Source organism: Gordonia sp. Swx-4 (genome assembly GCF_030316175.1).
In the GTDB taxonomy this organism is placed as follows: Bacteria; Actinomycetota; Actinomycetes; order Mycobacteriales; family Mycobacteriaceae; genus Gordonia; species Gordonia alkanivorans.
Genome location: NZ_CP128197.1, coordinates 4665898 through 4687077 on the forward strand (window position 1 = coordinate 4665898; position 21180 = coordinate 4687077).

Consider the following 21180-nt stretch of genomic DNA (forward strand, 5'->3'; position numbering starts at 1 on the left):
CCCGAGTCCGGCACCGCACCCGCGCATCGTCGTCGCTCTACCCTGGGCAGGGTGTTCGAGGCTGGCGACCGGGTAGACGGCTTCACCATCGACGAGTTCGTCGGCGGTGGTGCGAGCGCGGACGTCTTCCGTGCCCATCGCGAGGACGGCGACGGACCGGTCGCGCTGAAGGTGTTGCACCCGAACGCCGCCGATCACGCCCGGGTCCGCGAACGGTTCGAGCGCGAGTTCGGAATCGCCTCGCTCCTCGACCACCCGCACATCGTCCGGATGCGGGCTCACGGCGAGATCGCCGCGCCGCCCGGCTCTCTCGGCCCTCGCCACCAACCGTCGATGTGGCTGGCGATGCAGTACGCCGCCGGCCCGGCGGCCACCGCACTCGTCCCCGGCGACAACGCCGAACCCGACGTGGACACGATCCTGAGAGTGGCCGGACAGATCGCCGACGCCCTCGACCACGCGCACGGACAGGACATTCTTCACCGCGACGTCAAGCCCGCGAACATCCTGCTCTCCCGGCCGCTCGGCTCCGACGCGGACGACCCCACCCCGGTGGACGCCTATCTCTCCGATTTCGGGATCGCCCAATTCCTCGACGACACAAAGCCGCTCGCGCGCAACGGCCGGGTACAGGGTTCCATCGGGTATGCCTCGCCGGAACTACTTCATGCACATCGCCTTTCCCCGGCCAGCGACAACTACTCGTTCGCGTGCAGCCTCGTCGAACTGTTCACCGGCACACCGCCGTATCCGCGGCACACGGCCTTCGCGATCACCTACGCACACATCAACGACGACCCGCCGCGGCTCACCCGGCGCCGGCCGTGGCTCCCGTCGGCAATGGATTCGATCTTCGCCAAGGCGCTCGCCAAAGCACCACAGGACCGCTATCCGACGTGTACGGAATTCGTGGATATCCTGGTCCGCCTCATGCGTGACGTGCCCGTCCCCGAACCGGGCCGATCGCGCTGGTGGGGGCGACCGCGTCATCCGTGACGGACCGCCTGCCGGTCAGGTCTTGTCGAGTCGGTAGACGCGAACCGCGTTGTCGCGGAAGATACGTCGCAACGCCTCGTCTCCCCACTGGGACACACAATCGACGAGGGCACCGACGAGGACGTCGATCGCCGCGTTGGGGCGGTCGATCGGGTAATTCGAGCCGAACATGATGCGGTCCGAACCGAAGTGGGTGACGACGTGTTCGACGAACGGGCCGATCATCTCGCACAGCGTCGCCTGCCCCCCGATGTTGCCCCACCGTTCGCGGCCGTAACCGAGAACCGGCATGGCCAGCCCGGAAAGCTTCACCACCACATTGCGATACGACGCCAGGGTGGTCATCCGTTCCCGCCACAACCGCCAGATGTCCGCGCGCGCCGCGGCCGTCGCACCGGTGCGCGTCCCGATCGGACCGAACACCCCGGCCGGCATCCCGAAGTGATTCAGCACGATGGTCGTTTCGGGATACTCCCGCGCCAGCACGACGACGTCGTAGAGCTGGTGGGAGTAGACCGCCGCCTCGAAGACGAGCTTGCGCCCAGCCAGTTCGGCGAAACCGTCGAGGAACGCAGGCGACGCCAGGATGTTGTCGGCGTCGCCGCCGTCGCGGACACGCGGATCGGGATGGCGCGTCGCCACCAGGCGGACGCCTCGAACGCGCGGCGAGACCGCGAACTGCTGATTCAGCGTCTCGGCGAAGTCATGGTCGCGCGGGTCACCGTGGGCCACGATCGCCCCCAGACGCGGGGCCCCGGAGTGGCCGAACGGAAGTCGCTCCAGGTAGCGCGTCTCCTCCACGGCAGTGCTGTGTGCCGACGCCTGCTCCCCTGCGGGTAGGGCCTTGCGCCAGTGCGACTCGACGTGCACCACGGTGTCGATGGGCACCCCGACGACCGTCGAGACGAGAGCCGCGTCGGTGGCGTACTGCCGTGGCTCGTACGGGCGCGCGACCGTTCGCGGTGTCAGCACGAACTCCCGGTCGGCGCGCGAGGCGATGAACGGGAATGCCCGGTCCCCCAATCGGGGGACGAGCCCGTATAGGCGCGACGAGCGTGTCACCGCCCATGGGGTGCGCCGCGGATCCCAGTGCTGCACATGCGCGTCGACGATGGCCGGGAGGACACCGTCGAGGGACGTCATGCTGGTACCTTGCCACACCGGATCACAGTCCGACATACGATGACGGATCCTGAATTCTGTACCGTCGGGCGCTAGGGTTGAGCTCTCGGAACAGGCGGGGGACGAACGCCGACGGAGGTTGTCCACAGAGAATGGCGAGCCACTCACGCCACACGTTGCATCAGCTGCGAACAGCGGTGAACCGACAGCCCGACCGGTTCGTGACCAACGTCTACACCCGGATGTTCGCGATCGATCCTGACCTCCGGGATCTGTTCGGCGTCTCGATGGCCGCACAGCAGATCGCCTTCCATCGCGTGATCGACCACGTTCTCGAGGCCATTCCCGCGGAGTCCGGCCACGCCGACCTCGTCGAGTTCCTCGCCCAGCTCGGCCGCGACCATCGCAAGTTCGGGGTCGAACCCGAGCACTATCACGTGATGTATGCGGCCCTCATGGGCGAGTTCGCCAGTCTGATGGAGGGGTACTGGGACGAGGAGGCACAGCAGACCGTCTCGCAGGCGATGATGCTCGTCACCGGCGTGATGCGCGGGGCCGCCGAGACCGCCACCCATCCCGCCCGCTGGACGGCGGAAGTCGTGGAGAAGTACCGCATCAGCCGCGACCTCGCCGTCGTGCGTCTCATCTCGCATGCGCCGCTGACGTTCCACGTCGGCCAGTACCTCGAGGTGCACGTCCCGCAATGGCCCAAGCAGTGGCGCAACTTCTCGCCGTCGATCCCGCCGAACCCGGCCGGCGAGCTGGAGTTCCACGTCCGGGCGATTCAGGGTGGGACGGTCAGCTCGGCCATCGTCAGCGAGACCAGCGTCGGCGACGTCTGGACCCTGTCGCAGAGCCATGGCACGCTGCACGTCGACCGGGATCGGCCCGTCCTGATGGTGGCCGGCGGCACCGGCCTCGCCCCGCTGCGCGCACTGCTCATCGAGATGTCCAAGCGCGCAGATTCGCCCCCGACGCACATCTTCTACGGGATGCGCTACCCCGGCGAGCTCTACGACCTGAGTGTCCTGCGGCGGATCGCCTCCACCAATCCCTGGTTGCAGGTGACCGCGGTGTCGGAGGAGGAGCGCGACCCGTGGTGGATCACCGCGGTGGCGACGCCGGCCGAACTGGGGATCGACCACAAGATCGGCACACTCGCCGACGTCGTCGCCGACGCCGGGAACTGGGCGGACCACCAGGTGCTCATCGCCGGATCGGCTCAGATGATCGAGGCGACCAGACGCAAACTCATCATCGCCGGGGTCCGCGCGAGCCGCATCCAGCACGACCCCGTGTACTGACGCGCCGGTCAGGGCGTCAGGGCGCCGGCGACCCGGCTGCGGGGACCTCGACCGTGGTCGTCTCGGTCTCGGTGATCGTGAACGGTCCCGGGATCTCCTCGGTCACCGTGGTCGTGCGGGTGACCGGGCGCGGCGTGCTGGTGATCGTGGTCGTGCGGGCCCGTCCGGTCTCGGTCTCGGTCTGGGTGACCGTCTTCGCGTCGGCGGTGATCGTGACGGCCGCTGGTGTCTCGGTGACCGTCACCTGAGTCGGTTCGGGGGTCTCGCCCTCGGCGGCCAGGAGCAGGGTGAGCGCTACCGCGCCGAGGAACACCGCGGCGCCGATCGCGGCGCCGACGAACCACCAGCGTCGTCCGGTCGACACCCGCGGGGCCGGTGACGGGGCGGAGAGGGCCACCAGGGCGGCGTCGGCCGCTCCGATCGCGGACGCGAGCGGCGGGTTGTCCGCGACGGTGACGGGTCGCTGCGCGGCGTACTCGAAGGCGGGGGCTATGCCCGGCAGCTCCGCACCGGGCCCGACCACGATGATCGAGGTGAGGTCGCGACCGCGCGGCAGCTTGGCGACCGCGGCCGCCAGCGCCGACGCCCCGTCCGGATCGGTGACGGGCGCGAGCCGGTGAGTGGTGAAATCGGCGGTTCCGAGGACCGCCCCCGAGGTCGTGTCGACCGTGGCCACCGTCGTACCGGAGGCCGGAGCGGCATCACGATCGAGGTCCACGACGGCGACGACGCCGCCACGGGTGGCGTGGGTGCACGCGATCTCGGCGAGTGCCGAGGCGTAACCGGTGACGACGACACGGTCGTACCAGGACTCGGTGGCGCCACCCGACCCGAAGAACTGCGCGAGGTGCTTGCGGACGTCCTCGCGGGACACGGAGACACCGATCAGATCGACCACCACCGGCACCGAATCGACCAGCTCGACGATCGCGGCCTGGACCGCGGGAGCCGACGGATCTGGCAGGTCGACGAGGTTGCTGGCCAGGATGTGGCCATCGGCGTCGCGCACCACGGACGCGATCTGATCGTCCACGACGGATATCCCGAGAACCACGGATCCGGGCAGTCCCCCGCTCGCCGGATCTTGGGTCATCGTCACCTCCACATCGACGTTTGCCCATGAAGCCTATCGGCTGGGATCGAATCCGTGGCAGCCGGACCGTCGGTGGTACCCCGTCAGACCGGCTCGGCGGGATGCTGGGTGTAGGCGGCGTCGCGCACCGCCTCGTCGGTCTCCAACCCGGCGCCGAGCGCCCCGCCGACGGTGGCAAGCGAGCACGTCAGCCACGCGACCTCCAGGTAGTCGGTGATCCCGGGGTCGTGGCCGAGGGCGTCGCCGAAGACCTGCGGGACCACGAGGCACAAGGCGCCGACGGTCGCGAGGACGAAGAGCGCGGCATAGAACGCCGCGACCCCCAGCGCGACGGTGATGACGGTGACGGTGTTGAACAGGACGATCTGTTCGCGCGACTGCCGCGACGATCCCCGTTCCCAGAGGTTGGCGCCGATGATCAGGGTGGCGGTGATGGCCACGATCGAGCCGACGGCGACGCCGGTGAGGCGGACCCAGCCGAAGGTGTCGGCCAGCAGCCAGATGTCGGCGGTGACCAGCGCGAAGACACCGGCGGCGATGGCGCCGGTCAGTGCCCGCGTCAGCCCGAGGGCGAGGCGCCACGGCCGGTTGGCGCGCACCATCCCGGAGAGGAGGCGGAGATTGCCGGTCAGCACCCGGGCGGTGAAGGCGGTGCCCTCGTCGTCGACGTCGGTGCCCAACTGGCGGACGCGGTGCCGCAGCGGCGACTTCGACGGCGACTTCTCGTGGTCTCGGAGGTCGTCGGCGTCGGCACCGAGGAGTCGGCCGACGAGACCGATGACCGTGGTCCGCGCCCGCTGTCGTAGTCCGGTCGGACCAAGGGCGGGCACCGACAGGACCGCGACGCCGTGCACCGCGTTCGCATGCGCGACGACGGGGCGTCTGCCCACGTGGAGGGGGAGGTCGGTCAGACAGACCGCCAGGTCCCATTCACGTTCGAGGAGAACGCCTCTCGCGGCGTCGACGATCTGGGCGTCGGTCGCGGGCGGCTGCACCAGGGATGCCTCGACGATCTCGATCTGCCATCGGGCGCCGGGGAAACTGGTCTGTACGTGCTCGATCAGGTCCGCGTCGACGAGTTTGCGCGCGAGGCCGATCGGTTGCCCGGGAGCGGCCACGACTCCGAGGACGACCACCGCCTCCTCGCCGGATGACGGCGTATTGTCCTCGAATTCCATGGAGAGGCTTCCTTTCGCGGCCGCCCCTGGACGGCCTGATCAGGCGTTGAAGGTCTCGATCAGGGTGTGCTGCTCGACGGCCGACGGAGCCTGCATGCCCGGGGCCTGGTCGTCGGAGTGCGATGCGCGGAACGAATCCGACTTCAGCCACGCCAGGAAGTCCTCCTTGGCGTCGAACTCCATCGTGGAGACGTAGGGCAGGCCCTCTGCCTCCGGACGCATCAGGGGGCGCGATGCAGGCCGGGAACACCCTTCAGCGTGGTGCGCATGGAGTCCGAGAATGCCTTCTCGAAGGCCTCGACGTTCTCGGTGACGTCGATGCGATTGGTGATCACGAACATTTCGTCGACTCCTGGTTCGGGTCTGAATGGGCCTCCGCCATCTTACCGACATGCTGTCGGGAAGATGGCGGGTGGTATCAGCCGAACCGGTTCGCGAGCGCACGGAGTGTCCCCTCGATGCCCTGCCCGTTCTTCTTGTCGTAGCCGATCAGTTCCATGATCCTCGGGAACTTGAGCGTCGAGTAGTCGAAGGTCTCGGTCACCTGCGTGGTCGTCGGGGACGCGGCTACGAGGTCCCAGCGCCAGCGATGACCCATGGGGTGCTTCCACTCGACGACCCGGTCGGTGTCGACCTCGGTCGCGGTGGAGGTGATGGTATACGGGACGCCGAACTGCTTCATCCCGACACTGAATCTCGCACCGGGCGTGAGCTTTTCCGGTCCTTTGACCGCCGTGTCGCGCACGGTTCCCGAACCGTCGAGTTCGGGGTGGCGATGGGGATTGACGATCAGGGCGAAGACGTCGGCGGCCGGCGCGTCGACGACGATGCGCCGTGAAACGCGGTGCGGGCCCGTGTCGACGTAGGTGACGGTGTCGGAAGCCATGCATCCAACGTACGCGGACGGCGGGCCGCTCTCGCGAGATGCGACGGCTCGCCCCTCGGGGAACAAGTCCTCCGCGGAACGAGCCGGTTCACTCAATCGACAGCACGCTTGCGCCGCGGCTGCCACACGACGAGGGCGTTGGTCCGGGGGACCGGGACGAGCTCGCCACCGCGGCGGTTACGCGACGCGGCCACCTCGTCGGAGAGCTCGCGGACGCGCTGCTGCAGGGCCTCGACCTGATTGCTCAGGTCGATGATCCGTTTGATCCCCGCGAGGTTGACGCCCTCCTCCTGCGAGAGACGTTGGATCTCTCGCAGGAGTTCGACGTCGCGGGAGGAATAGCGGCGACCGCCGCCACTCGTTCGTTGCGGGGTGACCAGACCGAGGCGGTCATAGGTCCGCAGGGTCTGGGCGTGCATGCCGGCGAGCTCGGCGGCCACCGAGATCATGAAGGTCGCGCCATCGGCGTCGAAGTTCCTCTGACCGGCCATGACTCACTTCCCCCAGTTCGCCCGTGGATCGAAACCGCTTGCCCGTTCGGCCTGATCGTAGGCGCGCATCGCCTCGATCGCGGCGTCGTCGAGCTTGTCCGGCACCGCCACCTTCACGGTGACGAGCAGGTCGCCGGCGCCGCCGGACCGCTTGGGAACGCCGCGGCCGCGCACGCGCAGCGTCCGGCCGTCGGTGGTGTTCGGCGGGATCTTGACTCCGACCGAGCCCTCGAGCGTCGGTACCGAGACCGTCGCGCCGAGAACGAGTTCGGAGATCCGCACCGGCAGCTGTACCCGAAGGTCGTTGCCGCTGCGCGTGAACTGCTTGTGCGGGGTGACGTGGACAACGACGTAGAGATCGCCCGACGGCGCTCCGCGTCGTCCGGCCTCACCCTGCCCGGCGAGCCGAATCCGCTGTCCGTCTTCGACTCCGGCCGGGATCCGCACGTTGATCGTGCGCGTCCGGTTCTTCACTCCGCTGCCGGAGCAGTCGCTGCACGGATCGTCGATCCGCGAGCCGGTGCCCTGGCAGTCCTGGCAGGGTTCGCTGAACCCGAAGGCGCCCTGGTTGCGGCTGACGAAGCCGGAGCCGTTGCAGTTCGGGCACACTCGCGGACTGGTGCCCGGCTTGGCACCCGACCCGTGACAGGTGGTGCACGGGGACGGGCTGGTCACCCGCAGCGGGACCGTCGTGCCGAGCGCCGCGTCCTTGAAGGACAGCGTGGTCTCGGTCTCGAGGTCCTTGCCGCGACGGGGACGGCTGGCCGTCGACGTGCGCTGGGATCCGCCGCCACGGTTGAAGAGTCCGTCGAAGATGTCGCCGAACCCGCCGGCACCGCCGGCCTGACCTCCGCCGAACAGGTCGCCGAGGTCGAAGTCGCCGCCGGTCGTGTACGTCGTCCCGCCGCCGGGGAAACCACCGCCCGGGAAGCCGTTGCCGCCACCGCGGAATCGTCCGCCGGCGAACATGGCACGGGTTTCGTCGTACTCCTTGCGCTTCTCCGGATCGCTCAGGACGCTATGGGCTTCGGACACCCGCTTGAAGCGCTCTTCGGCCGCGGAATCGCCGGGATTGGCATCCGGGTGCAGCTCGCGTGCGAGCTTGCGATAGGCCTTCTTGATCTCTTCAGCCGAAGCGTCAGAAGCAACGCCCAGGTCCTTGTAGAAGTCGTGTTCCAACCACTCACGTTGTGGAGCCACCAGACGTCACCTCCTTCAATTCTTCTATTGTCTGGATGGATGTTTCAGTTGTTCCCCCGCTCCCTGAGGTGCGAGCGGAGCGAGCCCACCCGCTCCCTGAGGTGCGAGCGGAGCGAGCCCACCCGCTCCCTGAGGTGCGAGCGGAGCGAGCCACGAAGGGTTCGTCGCCCTTCGTGGCTCGTCGCTTGCGCTCCTCGCACCTCAGGGATCGGTGGTCGGATCGCCCGTCATGCACGGGCGACTGTTGCCTTATTGTGCACCGGTCTGGTCGCCGGCGGGCTCGGGATCGGTGACCGTCACCATGGCGGTGCGGATCACCTTCTCGCCCAGTCGGTAACCGCAGCGGTACACCGCGCCGATGACCGGGTGGTCGCCGGTGCCGTCGTGCTGAACCGCTTCGTGGAGTTCGGGGTTGAACTCCTCACCCGCGGCGCCGAAGGCCTCGAGGCCCTCCGCGTTGAGCACTGCGGTCAGTTTGTCGGCGACTGCCCGGAGCGGGCCGGTCTCGAGATCGCCGTGCTCACGGGCACGGTCGAGGTCGTCGAGGACCGGGAGGAGCTTGTCGATCAGGATCTGCTTGCCGTAGGCAACCGATCCCTGCTTCTCCTCGGCAGCTCGCCGACGGAAGTTGGCGAACTGGGCGCGTTCCCGCTGCAGGTCGGCCGTCAGCTCGGCGAGCCGGGCATCCGACGACGCGTCGTCGGCCGGCTGCCCGTTCTCGGACTCGTTCACGACGGGTTCGGCGTCGGCCGGGCCGGGTCCGGCGGCCGGCTCGTCGCGCACCTCACCCGTTTCCGGGTCGATGCGACGACGGTCGGTCACCGTCACCGGCTCCTCGCCGGACCCATTCGTCGAATGGGATCCTGCGGTCACTTGTTCTCCTTGGTGTCGGCGTCGTCCACGACCTCGGCGTCGACGACATCGGGATCACTGTCGGCGGCAGCGCCGGCCTCGCCATCGGCGGACTCCGCAGCGGCGTTGGCGTAGATCGCCTGGCCGAGAGCCTGCGACTCCTCCGAGAGCTTCTCGATCGCGGTCTTGATCGCAGCCGAGTCGGTGCCCTTGAGCGCTTCCTTGGCGTCGTTGACCGCGGCCTCGACCTTGTCCTTCACGTCGGCCGGGACCTTGTCCTCGTTGTCCTTGAGGAACTTCTCGGTCTGGTGGACCAGGGACTCCGCCTGGTTGCGGGTCTCCGCCTCCTCGCGACGCTTGCGGTCCTCGTCGGCGTGTGCCTCGGCGTCCTTGATCATGCGGTCGATCTCGTCCTTGCTCAGGCCGGAACCGTCCTGGATGCGGATCGAGTTCTCCTTGCCGGTGCCCTTGTCCTTCGCGGTGACGTGCACGATGCCGTTGGCGTCGATGTCGAAGGTCACCTCGATCTGCGGGACACCCTGCGGCGCAGGCGCGATGCCGCCCAGCTCGAAGCTGCCGAGCAGCTTGTTGTGCGAGGCGATCTCACGCTCACCCTGGTACACCTGGATCTGCACCGACGGCTGGTTGTCCTCGGCCGTGGTGTAGGTCTCCGAGCGCTTGGTCGGGATCGTGGTGTTGCGCTCGATCAGCTTGTGCATCACGCCACCCTTGGTCTCGATGCCGAGGGACAGCGGGGTGACGTCGAGCAGCAGCACGTCCTTGACCTCGCCGCGCAGGACGCCGGCCTGCAGGGCAGCGCCGACGGCGACGACCTCGTCCGGGTTGACGCCCTTGTTGGGCTCGCGGCCACCGGTCAGTTCCTTCACCAGGTCGGTGACGGCCGGCATACGGGTCGAACCACCGACGAGCACGACATGGTCGATGTCGCCGACGGAGATGCCCGCATCTTTGATGACGGCCTGGAACGGTGCGCGGGTGCGCTCGAGCAGATCAGAGGTGATCCGCTGGAACTCGCTGCGCGACAGCTGCTCGTCGAGGAACAGCGGGTTCTTGTCGGCGTCGACGGTGATGTACGGCAGATTGATCGAGGTGCTCTGCGAGCTCGACAGTTCGATCTTGGCCTTCTCGGCAGCCTCACGCAGACGCTGCAGAGCCATCTTGTCCTTGGTCAGATCGATGCCGTTCTGCGCCTTGAACTTCTCGACGAGCCAGTCGACGACACGCTGATCCCAGTCGTCACCACCGAGGTGGTTGTCACCGGAGGTCGCGCGGACCTCGACCACACCGTCGCCGATCTCGAGCAGCGAGACGTCGAAGGTACCGCCACCGAGGTCGAAGACCAGGATGGTCTGTTCCTTCTCGCCCTTGTCGAGTCCGTAGGCCAGCGCGGCCGCGGTCGGTTCGTTGACGATGCGCAGCACGTTGAGGCCGGCGATCTGGCCGGCTTCCTTGGTGGCCTGACGCTGGGCGTCGTTGAAGTATGCGGGGACGGTGATCACGGCGTCGGTGACGTCTTCACCGAGGTAGGCCTCGGCGTCGCGCTTGAGCTTCATGAGCGTGCGCGCGCTGATCTCCTGCGGGGTGTACTTCTTGTCGTCGATCTCGATCGTCCAGTTGCCTTCACCCATGTGGCGCTTGACCGAGCGGATGGTGCGGTCGACGTTGGTGACCGCCTGGTTCTTGGCCGGCTGACCGACGAGCACCTCTCCGTTACGCGCGAAGGCGACGACGGACGGCGTGGTCCGCGACCCTTCGGCATTGGCGATGACCGATGCTTCGCCACCCTCGAGCACCGAAACCACGGAGTTGGTGGTGCCGAGGTCGATTCCAACAGCACGAGACATGTTTGGCTTCCTCCTAGTTTGTGGGTGTGCACCCAAGTCCTTTGGCCCCGCGGTTCGATGACGCGGGGATGATGTCCGAAACCCAGCGGGACCGAACTTCAGTGCGTCCGACTCATGTCCTACTGAATTCAGGGCGATGAGTCAAACCTACTTGAGTCTGGATCGCTCAGGTTTCTCGAAGTGTGTAACGGGGCCCCGGTGGCCTTTGTTCCCGGATCGCGGGAAAAAGTTGAGCGAATTTCACTCAAGAGGCCCCAGCCGGCGTAACTCTTGACACACCTGTACGCACCGGGCAGATTTCCTCCAACAGGAAACAAGCGATTCCTCTTCCACCGTTCCCGAGGACTGCCCATGCCGCAGACCAGCCCCACCCGGACGAAGGGCACCACGCACTCCCCACACCGGCGTCCGCATCGCGTCGCTGTTTGGGTTCCCGGAGAGGTGGGCGACCCCACCTTCGGGGTGGTGTGCGCCCGGCGAGACGCCCGGGTCCGGCGCTCGTGACCGACGACGCTCGGCCGGAGGTCGCCGCGTGGAACGGTCTGGTCGACGCACTCCGTTCCGCGGGCGACAAGGTCGCCGCCGACACCGCGGACCTGGACCCGGCCGAGCAGGCCGACGGATTCCGCGCCCTGGTGCGCGGGTTGTCGAATCAGTTGTCGCGCTTCGAGGTCGATCGAGAACGCCCGGAGCTCGTGCCGTTCAACGGGTGGCGACACAAGTTCCTGATGGACAACCCCGATTTCCGCTACTGGGTCGGCGAGGTTCGTGGTGACCGCGCCTACCGCATCCGCGGTAACCGCGGCGATGCGTCGTACGTCTCGGTGACCGTCTACCAGCGGACGGGCGGCCTCGGCGCCGAGGCAACCGCCCGCATCGACAACGACGCCATCGGATTCGACGACGACGGCGGCTTCGAGATCGTCCTCGGTGGTACCGCACCGGGGGCCGGCGACTGGCTGGAGTTGCCGGAGAAGTCCGGCGTCATCTGGGTCCGGGTCTTCCACGACGACGTGCATCGGGACGAAATGGGGTGGTGCGGTATCGAACCGATCGTCGAACCGCCGGTGCCACCGGCGATCGACCCGGGGAGGTTCGTGTCGTCGCTGGGCACACTGGCGGCCACGACCTCGATGCTGCCGACGATCTTCGAGATGTCGACCAAGGACGATCTCGATCCGCCAAACGTCCTGCGGCACTGGTCGGAGATGGCCGGTGGCGCAGTGTTCACCGAACCCGGGATCCACTACGTCCGCGGCGGCTGGCACCTCGGACCCCGGGAGGCGCGGCTCATCGAAGGGGACGTCGTCGAGTGCCGGTACTGGAACATTCTGGCGTACAGCCGCTTTCTGAACTCCCTGGACTTCCGGTATCGACCGGTGTCGTACACGGGCGCGACCGCAACGATCGTCGACGGACAGTATCGGTTCGTGGTCGCCGCAGAGAACCCGGGCGGTTCGGACTGGATCGATTCGGAGGGACGCGACTTCGGGCTCATCGTGATGCGCTTCCTCCAGCCGGCCGAGCCCCTTCCCCTGCCATCCGCTCGGGTGGTGCGGCTCGACGAACTGCGAGGTGAGTGATGGTGACGTGGATGCCGCCGAAACGGAGCGAGGCCGCCGAGAGCATCTACGCAGCTGCGGAAGCGGATCGCGCTGCACGCCCCGAGCGGTACCGGCTGGGGATCGAGGAAGCCGACGCGATCGTCGAACGGGCCACTGCCGAGCACGGTGTCGAGGGGTTGGGCGATCCCGCGCGGTGGCGGCCCGGCCTGGAGCGGTACTTGGCGTCGGCGGCCGAGGACGGGCGTCTGAACGCTGTGGGCATCCGTAATGCGCACGATACGGCGATCGGAAAACTGCGGACGCGGTCCATCTTCGACAAAACCCTGCGGAACAACCCCGACGTGGCCGAACGCGAGGTGCTCCCGCCGATCGTGATCATCGGCGGCTGGCGCACCGGGACCACGTTCCTGTACCGGCTCATGGCACGCGACGCCCGGCTCCGTGCGCCACGGCCGGTGGAGCTGTACGCGCCGTGGCGGATCGCGAAGCTGTCCGAAGAGGAACGCGAACGGCTCATCGAAACCCAGGCAGCCGAGCCCAACCCGCTACACAGACTGAATCCGGCGATGGCCGCCGTCCACGATTCCGGACCTGCGCTCCCCGAGGAATGTGTCCTCGGCATGGGACGACCCTGCGCAACTGGGGATTCAGCTCGACGATGCGACTCGACGGTTACTCCCGGTGGCTGGCCGACGAGGACTTCGCCGGTGAGTACGCCGCGCATCGGACGATGCTGCAGATACTCGACGACGGCTCTCGCCGACGCTGGCTGCTCAAGGCGCCGGCGCACACGCCCGAGCTGGTCGACCTTGCCCAGACATATCCCGGCGTCTGCATCGTCCATCTGCATCGCGACGTCGTGGAGACCGTGGCGTCGGGCGCGAGCCTGTTCGCGACCTACCGCTCGACCTACAGCGACGAGGTCGACGGCCATGACGTCGGTCGATTCCAGATCGAGCAGTCGGAGTTGTGGTTCCGGCGTGCGCTCGAGTTCCGCGACTCCCGCGCGGCCGGATCGGCGACAGTCGTCGACATCGACTACCAGGACCTGGTGTCCCGGCCCGCAGAGACCATCGAACGGGTTTATGCAGCAGCCGATCTCGATGCTCCAGACGTGGTGACGATGCTCGCCGAGCACAACGCGGAACAACCGCGTCACGGGAAGGGCAGACATCGGTACAGCCCCGAGGAGTTCGGGATCGAGCCCGACGCGCTCAGGGAACGGATGGCGTTCTACACCGATGCCGTCGCCGAATGGACGTCGAGCCCCACCCCACGGTGATCGCCGGGTCGCGGATCCCGCAACGTCGGGTTGCACTTGGGTCTCCGTCCGTCGGGTTCCCGGTAGAGCTGTCTCATGCGGCGCTACCGTCGGATATTCCGATGTCGGGAGGTCGAGATGGGTGAGACCACATCGAGTGTCACACGGTGGGCGCCCTGGCGCGTGGCACCGGCCTCGGGATTCGAGGTCGACGACCCGACCGGTAGAGGCAGCGTCGGTGTCGTCCAGATCAACGAGCGACAATTCGTCGTCCTCAACACCTTTCGATATTCGGACGAGGTCGTCGAGAACGACCTGCTCACCAAGCTGGTTCGCGGTGGCATGGAGGAACCGGAGGCCCGTGCGGCGATCGACAAAGCCCGGACGTTCGTTCCGCGCGAGGACAATCCGACAGACCTGGCATCGGTGCCGCGTTTCATGCGCTGGTTCGAGGACTCGTACGGAAGGCACTCCCTCGCTGCGTTGATCCACGACGAACTCATCACCGACACCGTCAATTCGGGCGCGCTCGGCAGCGACACCCTGTCCGACCGGTTCTTCCGGGAGATGATGCGAACCTCTGGGGTCCCGTGGTTGAAGCGCTGGATCATGTGGTCGGCCGTGGCACTCCGGACCCGTTGGGTTGCAGGTGGTTACCGTCGCTGGAGCATCGTGTTGTGGTTGTTGTTGAGCGTGGTGGGGATCGCCGCGACCGTCGGCTCTGCGGGCGCGCTTCTGTTCGATCGGCCGTGGCCGGTGTCGTCGCCGGGCTGGTCGTTCGTGGTGGCGCTGTTGATGATCTTCGTCGCCGCGCCACTGTGGGGACGGCAGTGGGCCGCCAGTCTCATCGCGGCCGTCGGCGCGTTATGGCTGGTGCCTGCCGCTGCCGTGACGAGTCTCGCCTGGGTGGTGTATCGCGTGCTGGAGTGGACCGCCCGCACGGTGGGGCTTCGATGACGAGAAGCGAGGCACCGTCCGGCTTGTTCCGAACGATGCCCCGCTCCTGTATCTGCCTCAGGCCGCGTTGACCTGTTCTCCTGCTGCGGGTTCCAGAGCCTGCGCGACGATCTCGGCGACGTCGGTCATCGGACGCACGTCGAGGGCGTCGAGGACCTCGGCCGGCACGTCGTCGAGGTCGGGCTCGTTCCGCTGCGGGATGAAGACGGTCTTCAGCCCGTTGCGTTGCGCGGCAAGCAATTTCTGCTTGACCCCGCCGATCGGCAGGACGCGACCGTTCAGCGTGACCTCTCCGGTCATGCCGACCTCGGCGCGCACCCGTCGACCCGTCGCCATCGACACCAGCGCGGTGACCATGGTGACGCCCGCACTCGGACCGTCCTTGGGCACCGCTCCGGCCGGAACGTGCACGTGGACGGTCTTGTTGAGCGACTCGGGGTCGACGCCGAGCTGTTCGGCGTGCGCCCGCACGTACGACAGCGCGATCTGCGCCGACTCCTTCATCACGTCGCCGAGCTGGCCGGTCAACTTGAGTCCGGGCTCGCCGTCGGTGGCGTTGACCTCGATGAAGAGGACGTCGCCACCCATTCCCGTGACGGCGAGACCCGTTGCGACACCGGGCACTGCGGTCCGCTCGGCCGATTCCGGGGTGAACCGGGGCCGGCCGAGGTAGTCGCGCAGGTCGGGCTCGTCGATGGTGATCGGTGCCGTGGCACTCTCCTGAGCGAGGTTGGTGGCTGCCTTGCGCAAAGCCTTGGCGAGTAACCGTTCGAACTGTCGCACACCGGGTTCCCGGGTGTAGTTCGCCGCGATCTCGCGGAGCGCCGCGTCGGTCACGGTCACCTCGTCGGTGGTGAGTGCCGCACGCTCGGCCTGCCTGGGCAGCAGGTAGTCGCGGGCGATGGCCACCTTGTCGTCCTCGGTGTAACCGTCGAGGGTGACGAGCTCCATGCGGTCGAGCAGGGCCGACGGGATGTTCTCGATGACATTGGCGGTCGCGAGGAACAGGACGTCGGACAGGTCGAGGTCGAGATCGAGATAGTGGTCGCGGAAGGTGTGGTTCTGCGCGGGGTCGAGGACCTCGAGCAGCGCCGCGGCCGGGTCGCCCCGGTAGTCCGAGCCCACCTTGTCGATCTCGTCCAGCAGCACAACGGGATTCATCGATCCCGCCTCGCCGATGGCACGCACGATGCGGCCGGGCAGTGCGCCGACGTAGGTACGTCGGTGACCGCGGATCTCCGACTCGTCGCGCACACCGCCGAGGGCGACGCGCACGAACTTGCGACCCAACGCCCGGGCGACGCTCTCACCGAGCGACGTCTTGCCGACGCCGGGCGGGCCGGCGAGCACCATGACGGCACCCGATCCGCGTCCGCCGACGACCTGCAGGCCGCGTTCGGCGCGTCGAGCACGCACCGCCAGGTATTCGACGATCCGGTCCTTCACGTCGTCGAGGCCGTGGTGGTCGGCGTCGAGGATCTCGCGGGCACCCTTGATGTCCGTGGAGTCCTCGGTGCGCGTGTTCCACGGCAGGTCGAGGACGGTGTCGAGCCAGGTGCGAATCCACCCGGTCTCGGGCGACTGGTCGCTGGCGCGCTCGAGCTTGCCCACCTCGCGCAGTGCGGCTTCGCGCACCTTCTCGGGCAGGTCGGCCTCGTCGACGCGCGACCGGTAGTCGTCCGCCCCCTCGGGCTCGTCCTCACCGAGTTCCTTGCGGATGGCGGCGAGCTGCTGACGGAGCAGGAACTCCTTCTGCTGCTTGTCCATCCCCGCGCGGACGTCTTCGGCGATCTTCTCGCTGACCTCGGACTCGGCGAGATGGTCGCCGGTCCACTCGATCAACAGCCGCAGCCGCGCGGCGGTGTCCGGCGTCTCGAGGAGTTCGCGCTTCTGCTCGTCGGTGAGCCAGGACGCGTAGCCCGAGGTGTCGGCGAGATTCGACGGGTCGGACATCTTGTTGACGGCGTCGATCAGCTGCCACGCCTCGCGGCGCTGCAGCATGGCCAGCACGAGTTTCTTGTACTCGCCGGCCAGGGTCCGCACCTCATCGGTGACCTCGGGGTCGGTGACCTCGGTGGCCTCGACCCACAGCGCGGCGCCGTGGCCGGGGGTTCCCGCCCCGATCTGCGCGCGCTTCTCACCCTTGACGACGGCTGCCAGACCGCCGCCCGGGATGCGCCCGACCTGCACGATCGAGGCGATCACCCCGTACGTGGGGTAGCGGTCGTCCAGGCGTGGGGCGACCAGCAGTCTTCCGCTCTCACTCGCCCGGGCGGCGTCGACGGTGGCCTGAGCTGCATCGTCGAGCGGGATCGGCACGACCATGCCGGGCAGGACGACGACGTCCGGGACGAAGAGGACCGGCAGTGAATATGTCTGCGACATGAAACCTCCAGAGTTAAGTCTGATCGGCTCAACTGAGATGGCTGGAAGTTTGTTCCCGACTGATTTATGCCAGGGGCGAACGGGGTGAGGTCAACGAGCGAGCGCCGCCCAGTGGTGATGCCACCGAGGGCTCAACACTCCCAGGTGAATCCGTCCGGGTCGCTGAACTGCCCGGCGTCGCCGCCGATCACCAGCCGATGCGACCCGGCCCCCGCAGGGTCGACGCCGGCGTCCTTCGCCGCGGCCTTGCGGCCGTACAGCGCGAGCTTCACCGAGTTCGGGTCGCTCTCGAACTCGACATACTTGCGGCCGTAACTCTTCCCGACCGTGAATCCACGCTCGACGTAGAACTGCTTGGTGGCGGCAACGTCGTCCACGCCGAGGAGTAGGACCAGGTCGTCGGCCCTGCGCGCGGGTGCACCGGTCGGCTTCTTCGACGAGCCGGCGACCTTCCAGATCGTGCCGTCGGGCGCCTGGACCACGCCGCCGTAGCCCCAGAAGGACCTTCTGGCGGGTTTGAGCACGGTGGCGCCGGCGTCGACCACGGGTTCGAGGAAGGAGTCGACGACCGTCGGGTCGGCAACCACGAGCGAGATCACGAAGCCGCGGAAGCCTTGGCTGGGTGATTCGGCTACTCGGAACCGAAGTCGGTCGCCGAGTCCGAAAGCCTTGTCGTAGAAGACCTCCGCCGCGCTGAGGTCGGGAACTTCGAGGGTGAGTGCGTTGATGTTCGTCATGCTTCGACGCTATGGCGCGTCGAACTGCCTCCGCTTCTCGATTCCTGACCGATCAGCAGGCGGGCCGCTCAGCCGGGAAGGTCGACGAGGCGGGTCGCGAGTACGACGACCTGAGCGACGACCAGTACCGCCAGCGCGACGGCGAACGCCGCCGCCGTGATGACCACTCCCGCGGAAGCCTTCAGCGCATCCCACACCGACTTCAGCGTCATGACCGTTCTCCGAGGCGCGTCGTGGCGAACGAGTGGACGATGGACGGGTGTCGGCGGACCGACATCGAGTCGAGGGGCATGGGCTGACCTCCGTGCGGACAAATATCCCGGACGACAGTGTCCGGGATCACATATGTATCACACATTTACTAGGTACCGCGACTAAATTTCGACTGTCGCCGCCCAAGGATGAGTCAGACAAATCGCCCTCCCGGCCAGTCCTTGACCGCAACGGCCACGAACCACCGGGAACGCAACGCACACGTCACCATCCGAGGAGCCTGCATGTCGATCCTGTCCCCCACCACCGCCCGTCAGCCGTTGGGGCGCGCGATCGCCCGGATCGCGCTCGGAGCGATCCTGGCGATCGCCGGCATCGGTCATCTGACCGCGCAGCGCGAGGAGTTCCAGGCGCAGGTCCCCGACTGGGTTCCCTTCAGCAAGGACTTCGTGGTGCTGGCGTCGGTTGGGGTGGAGATCGCGCTGGGTGCGGCGCTCATCGCCCTGCCGCGGCACCGCAAGATCGTCTCGTGGATCGTGGCGGCGTTCTTCGTCGCGGTGTTCCCCGGCAACATCCATCAGTACGTCGAGCACATCGACGCCTTCGGTCTCGACTCCGACCAGAAGCGCCTGACGCGTCTGTTCTTCCAACCCGTACTGGTGCTGTGGGCGATCGCGGCTGGAACCGGGAAGCGTTCTGACTAACCGTCTTGTAGCTCGAAGCCGCGGTCACCGCGGTTTCGAGCTATGAGTTGGCTGCGCGTTCACGGGTGCAGGCGTCCTGGCAGGCGGTGTCCACCCCGGACCGGACCTGCGGCCGGAAGCCCGCACCGGAGCTGATCGTCAGCGCGGCGACGAGCCCGCCAACGGCACAGAAGGCCGCGCAGATGTACATCGCTGTCCGGAATCCGTCGCCGAGCGGCTCGCCGGGCCCGGCGTCGATCCCGGCCACCGCGGGCAACACCGCCACGGCCAGCAGCCCGGCGACGCGAGCCACCGCATTGTTCACGCCCGACGCGGTGCCGGCGAGGGCGTCGTCGACCGCTCCCAGCGCGGCCGCGGTCAGCGGCGCGACGGTCACCGTCATGCCGAGCCCGAACAGCAGGACGCCCGGCAGCACCTGGGCCAGGTAGTCCGTGCCCGGTTGCACGCGCGCCATCAACGCGAAGCCGCCGGCGGCGATGAGCGGGCCGACGGTCATCGGCAGCCGCGGCCCGGTGGTCTGGGCGAGCCTTCCCACGAGTGGAGACCCGAACAGCATGATGAACGTACTCGGGAACATCGCCGCGCCCGCTTCGAAGGCCGAGTAGCCCAGACTCTGCTGCAGTTGCAGAGCGAGCAGGAACAGCGCTCCGCCCAGCGCTGCGTACACCAGCAGCGTCGTCAGGTTGGCGCCGGTGAACTGCGACGAGCGGAACAGTCTCAGCGGCAACAACGGTGACCGCACGTGCGTCTCGATGACCGCGAACGCGAGAAGCACCGCCACACCCGCAAGGCCCGCGACGATCGTTCCGGTCGACCACCCGCGCGACGGGCCCTCGATCAGCGCGTAGATGACGCCTGCGAGACCGAGGGTCATCGTCACGGCTCCCGCGACGTCGAGCCGCCTCGGCGCAGACGGATCGCGCGACTCCGGCACATGTCTGATCGCGATGACCAGCGCACCCAACGCCAGAGGCACACTCAGGAAGAACGCCCAGCGCCACGACGCCGCGTCGACGAGCCAGCCGCCGACGAACGGCCCCAGTGCACTGGTCGCACCAGACATCCCGGCCCACAACCCCACCGCCGCACCACGATCCGAGGGCGCGATCTCCGCGTTGATCAGTGCCAGGCTGCCGGGCACGACGGCCGCCGCGGCGACACCCTGGACGAGCCGGGCGACCACCAGCCATTCGACGGTCGGGGCCATTCCGCAGCCGATCGTCGCCACCGCGAACATCGCCAGGCCGCCGGTGAAGATCAGCCGACGGCCATAGCGGTCGCCGGCGACGCCGCCCAGCAGCAGGAGTGAGCTCAGGGTCAGCAGATAGCCGTCGAGCACCCACTGTTGTCCCCGGAGTCCGGTGTCGAGGTCACGTGCGATGGCCGGCAGTGCGACGTTCACGACCGTGCCGTCGAGGAATGCGACGCCGGACCCCAGGACCGCCGCGACGATCAGCCATCGGCCCCCCGTCGACGCAGCCGGTATCCCGCCTGGGACTGCATCCGCTGGACGGTTCGCGGTCATGCTTGCCTTCCCGACGCCTCGGGTCGCTGTCTACCCAGGGTCGGGGCCGGAACGCGTACGCGCAACCACCGCCGGCGCGGGCAGACGTCAGCTCGACGGGCAGACTTCGATCGAGGTCTGGCAGTCGACGTGAGGTCGACCGGTGGCGGCAAGTCATCGCACGTTGGCAGCGACGGCGTCCACCTGCCCGACGAACTGGTGACCGCCGGTCTCGTGGCGGTGCAGCTGCACGTCCGGGAGCAGTGCCGCGTTGAGGTCCAGGTGCCCGATCGGGACCTCCTCGTCGTCGACGCAGTGGTGCAGGGACAGCGCGACGCCGCGCGGCGGTTGTCCGTCGAAGTCGTACTCGTCGACGTCCCATCCGTCCGGCCCCCAGTTCGGCATCGCCAGGAGGACGGCGCGTCTCGGTCCGGCGTACTCCGGCTCGGCCAGCACATGGAGCAGGATCGTCGCGCCGAACGAGTGCGCGACCAGCAGGTCGTCGGCGCCCAACGTCGACAACCGGGTGCGCAGCGGATCCGCCCAGGCCTGCAAGGACATGTCGCCACTGGAGAACTCCGGCATGTCGACCGGCAGGCCAAGGGCGTCCCCGAGACCGTCGGCGATCCGGCGGTCGTCGGTGAAACCACCTGCGCCGTGGATGAACAGCAGCCGTGTCTGACTCATCGGACCTCCTCGAACGATGCTCTCAGAGAGATCGACTCAAGCGGGGACACGAAATCATCGCGCCGGGTTCACCGGTTGCGAGCCCTTCGTGGCTCGTCGCTAACGCTCCTCGCACCTCAGGGAGCAGGGGTAGCGCTCGCAGCTCAGGGAGCAGGGGTGGGTCCGCACCTCAGGGAGCAG

The 21180-nt window shown here is 67.8% G+C and carries 19 protein-coding genes and 1 pseudogene; 6 read left to right on the forward strand and 14 right to left on the reverse strand.

Translation table 11 applies throughout. From position 1 onward, the window contains the following. The first annotated feature begins 51 nt into the window (after positions 1-51). Positions 52-996: a serine/threonine-protein kinase gene (locus tag PWF70_RS21165; RefSeq protein ID WP_035752892.1), complete on the forward strand. Its 945-nt coding sequence runs from the start codon at positions 52-54 to the stop codon at positions 994-996. A 15-nt stretch (positions 997-1011) separates the two neighbouring features. Here the strand turns inward: PWF70_RS21165 and PWF70_RS21170 are convergent, their stop codons facing one another. Continuing rightward, on the reverse strand, positions 1012-2139 hold the full coding sequence (locus PWF70_RS21170) for an amidohydrolase family protein (protein ID WP_035752995.1): 1128 nt from the start codon (positions 2137-2139) through the stop codon (positions 1012-1014). A gap of 131 nt (positions 2140-2270) precedes the next feature. Here PWF70_RS21170 and PWF70_RS21175 point away from each other — a divergent pair, with 131 nt between their 5' ends. Continuing rightward, entirely contained in the window at positions 2271-3422 is a 1152-nt protein-coding gene (locus tag PWF70_RS21175; protein ID WP_035752894.1) for an FAD-binding oxidoreductase, read from the forward strand. Between the two features lie 16 nt (positions 3423-3438). Here PWF70_RS21175 and PWF70_RS21180 read toward each other — a convergent pair whose 3' ends face one another. The 8 genes from PWF70_RS21180 to dnaK form a co-directional block, all read right to left on the reverse strand. Beyond that, positions 3439-4515, reverse strand: coding sequence for a hypothetical protein (locus PWF70_RS21180; protein ID WP_035752998.1), 1077 nt, complete (start codon positions 4513-4515; stop codon positions 3439-3441). An 83-nt stretch (positions 4516-4598) separates the two neighbouring features. Beyond that, positions 4599-5693, reverse strand: a complete 1095-nt coding sequence (locus tag PWF70_RS21185; protein ID WP_241548602.1) for a hypothetical protein — start codon at positions 5691-5693, stop codon at positions 4599-4601. Between the two features lie 39 nt (positions 5694-5732). Further along, the gene (locus PWF70_RS21190; RefSeq protein ID WP_241548601.1) at positions 5733-5915 is read right to left on the reverse strand and encodes an antibiotic biosynthesis monooxygenase family protein; all 183 of its coding nucleotides are present in this window, start codon (positions 5913-5915) and stop codon (positions 5733-5735) included. Between the two features lie 196 nt (positions 5916-6111). Continuing rightward, positions 6112-6579, reverse strand: coding sequence for an SRPBCC family protein (locus PWF70_RS21195; RefSeq protein WP_241548600.1), 468 nt, complete (start codon positions 6577-6579; stop codon positions 6112-6114). A gap of 92 nt (positions 6580-6671) precedes the next feature. Then, on the reverse strand, positions 6672-7070 hold the full coding sequence (locus PWF70_RS21200; RefSeq protein WP_241548599.1) for a heat shock protein transcriptional repressor HspR: 399 nt from the start codon (positions 7068-7070) through the stop codon (positions 6672-6674). A gap of 3 nt (positions 7071-7073) precedes the next feature. Next, positions 7074-8270, reverse strand: coding sequence for a molecular chaperone DnaJ (dnaJ, locus tag PWF70_RS21205; protein ID WP_241548598.1), 1197 nt, complete (start codon positions 8268-8270; stop codon positions 7074-7076). A 249-nt stretch (positions 8271-8519) separates the two neighbouring features. Further along, a complete protein-coding gene (grpE, locus tag PWF70_RS21210) occupies positions 8520-9143 on the reverse strand; it encodes a nucleotide exchange factor GrpE (RefSeq protein ID WP_006359867.1) in 624 nt (207 codons plus the stop codon). After that, on the reverse strand, positions 9140-10987 hold the full coding sequence (dnaK, locus tag PWF70_RS21215) for a molecular chaperone DnaK (RefSeq protein WP_040004264.1): 1848 nt from the start codon (positions 10985-10987) through the stop codon (positions 9140-9142). The genes grpE and dnaK overlap by 4 nt, the downstream gene beginning before the upstream one ends. 500 nt (positions 10988-11487) lie before the next feature. Between dnaK and PWF70_RS21220 the strand changes: the two genes are divergently transcribed. The 3 genes and pseudogenes from PWF70_RS21220 to PWF70_RS21230 all read left to right on the forward strand — a co-directional run bounded on the left by PWF70_RS21220 (position 11488) and on the right by PWF70_RS21230 (position 14770). Next, on the forward strand, positions 11488-12570 hold the full coding sequence (locus PWF70_RS21220) for a DUF1214 domain-containing protein (RefSeq protein WP_042375205.1): 1083 nt from the start codon (positions 11488-11490) through the stop codon (positions 12568-12570). Then, a pseudogene (locus PWF70_RS21225) lies at positions 12570-13834 on the forward strand (sulfotransferase). Before PWF70_RS21220 ends, PWF70_RS21225 begins: the two are co-directional and overlap by 1 nt. A 117-nt stretch (positions 13835-13951) precedes the next feature. Continuing rightward, positions 13952-14770, forward strand: a complete 819-nt coding sequence (locus PWF70_RS21230; protein ID WP_006359871.1) for a DUF1353 domain-containing protein — start codon at positions 13952-13954, stop codon at positions 14768-14770. Between the two features lie 57 nt (positions 14771-14827). Here the strand turns inward: PWF70_RS21230 and lon are convergent, their stop codons facing one another. The 3 genes from lon to PWF70_RS21245 all read right to left on the reverse strand — a co-directional run bounded on the left by lon (position 14828) and on the right by PWF70_RS21245 (position 18104). Next, the gene (lon, locus tag PWF70_RS21235) at positions 14828-17155 is read right to left on the reverse strand and encodes an endopeptidase La (RefSeq protein WP_006359872.1); all 2328 of its coding nucleotides are present in this window, start codon (positions 17153-17155) and stop codon (positions 14828-14830) included. Positions 17156-17286: 131 nt separating this feature from the next. Further along, positions 17287-17892, reverse strand: coding sequence for a VOC family protein (locus PWF70_RS21240; RefSeq protein WP_075862677.1), 606 nt, complete (start codon positions 17890-17892; stop codon positions 17287-17289). Positions 17893-17960: 68 nt separating this feature from the next. Further along, a complete protein-coding gene (locus PWF70_RS21245; RefSeq protein WP_006359874.1) occupies positions 17961-18104 on the reverse strand; it encodes a hypothetical protein in 144 nt (47 codons plus the stop codon). 285 nt (positions 18105-18389) lie between these two features. Here PWF70_RS21245 and PWF70_RS21250 point away from each other — a divergent pair, with 285 nt between their 5' ends. After that, positions 18390-18809: a DoxX family protein gene (locus PWF70_RS21250; protein ID WP_286352769.1), complete on the forward strand. Its 420-nt coding sequence runs from the start codon at positions 18390-18392 to the stop codon at positions 18807-18809. A 40-nt stretch (positions 18810-18849) separates the two neighbouring features. On the opposite strand, the gene PWF70_RS21255 is transcribed toward PWF70_RS21250, so the two are convergent. Together PWF70_RS21255 and PWF70_RS21260 are read right to left on the reverse strand one after the other, a co-directional pair. Further along, the gene (locus PWF70_RS21255; RefSeq protein ID WP_075862676.1) at positions 18850-20334 is read right to left on the reverse strand and encodes a DHA2 family efflux MFS transporter permease subunit; all 1485 of its coding nucleotides are present in this window, start codon (positions 20332-20334) and stop codon (positions 18850-18852) included. A 153-nt stretch (positions 20335-20487) separates the two neighbouring features. Next, positions 20488-21000 carry an alpha/beta hydrolase gene (locus tag PWF70_RS21260; RefSeq protein WP_042375198.1) on the reverse strand — a complete coding sequence of 171 codons (513 nt, stop codon included), beginning with the start codon at positions 20998-21000 and terminating at the stop codon, positions 20488-20490. Positions 21001-21180: the final 180 nt, after the last annotated feature.

Excerpts from the sequence above, each read along its gene's own strand:
- PWF70_RS21170 (WP_035752995.1), bottom strand. The coding sequence starts at position 2,139 with ATGACGTCCCTCGACGGTGTCCTCCCGGCCATCGTCGACGCGCATGTG.
- PWF70_RS21175 (WP_035752894.1), top strand. The coding sequence starts at position 2,271 with ATGGCGAGCCACTCACGCCACACGTTGCATCAGCTGCGAACAGCGGTG.
- PWF70_RS21180 (WP_035752998.1), bottom strand. The coding sequence starts at position 4,515 with ATGACCCAAGATCCGGCGAGCGGGGGACTGCCCGGATCCGTGGTTCTC.
- PWF70_RS21185 (WP_241548602.1), bottom strand. The coding sequence starts at position 5,693 with ATGGAATTCGAGGACAATACGCCGTCATCCGGCGAGGAGGCGGTGGTC.
- PWF70_RS21190 (WP_241548601.1), bottom strand. The coding sequence starts at position 5,915 with ATGCGTCCGGAGGCAGAGGGCCTGCCCTACGTCTCCACGATGGAGTTC.
- PWF70_RS21195 (WP_241548600.1), bottom strand. The coding sequence starts at position 6,579 with ATGGCTTCCGACACCGTCACCTACGTCGACACGGGCCCGCACCGCGTT.
- PWF70_RS21200 (WP_241548599.1), bottom strand. The coding sequence starts at position 7,070 with ATGGCCGGTCAGAGGAACTTCGACGCCGATGGCGCGACCTTCATGATC.
- dnaK (WP_040004264.1), bottom strand. The coding sequence starts at position 10,987 with ATGTCTCGTGCTGTTGGAATCGACCTCGGCACCACCAACTCCGTGGTT.
- PWF70_RS21230 (WP_006359871.1), top strand. The coding sequence starts at position 13,952 with ATGGGTGAGACCACATCGAGTGTCACACGGTGGGCGCCCTGGCGCGTG.
- lon (WP_006359872.1), bottom strand. The coding sequence starts at position 17,155 with ATGTCGCAGACATATTCACTGCCGGTCCTCTTCGTCCCGGACGTCGTC.
- PWF70_RS21240 (WP_075862677.1), bottom strand. The coding sequence starts at position 17,892 with ATGACGAACATCAACGCACTCACCCTCGAAGTTCCCGACCTCAGCGCG.
- PWF70_RS21245 (WP_006359874.1), bottom strand. The coding sequence starts at position 18,104 with ATGACGCTGAAGTCGGTGTGGGATGCGCTGAAGGCTTCCGCGGGAGTG.
- PWF70_RS21250 (WP_286352769.1), top strand. The coding sequence starts at position 18,390 with ATGTCGATCCTGTCCCCCACCACCGCCCGTCAGCCGTTGGGGCGCGCG.
- PWF70_RS21255 (WP_075862676.1), bottom strand. The coding sequence starts at position 20,334 with ATGACCGCGAACCGTCCAGCGGATGCAGTCCCAGGCGGGATACCGGCT.
- PWF70_RS21260 (WP_042375198.1), bottom strand. The coding sequence starts at position 21,000 with ATGAGTCAGACACGGCTGCTGTTCATCCACGGCGCAGGTGGTTTCACC.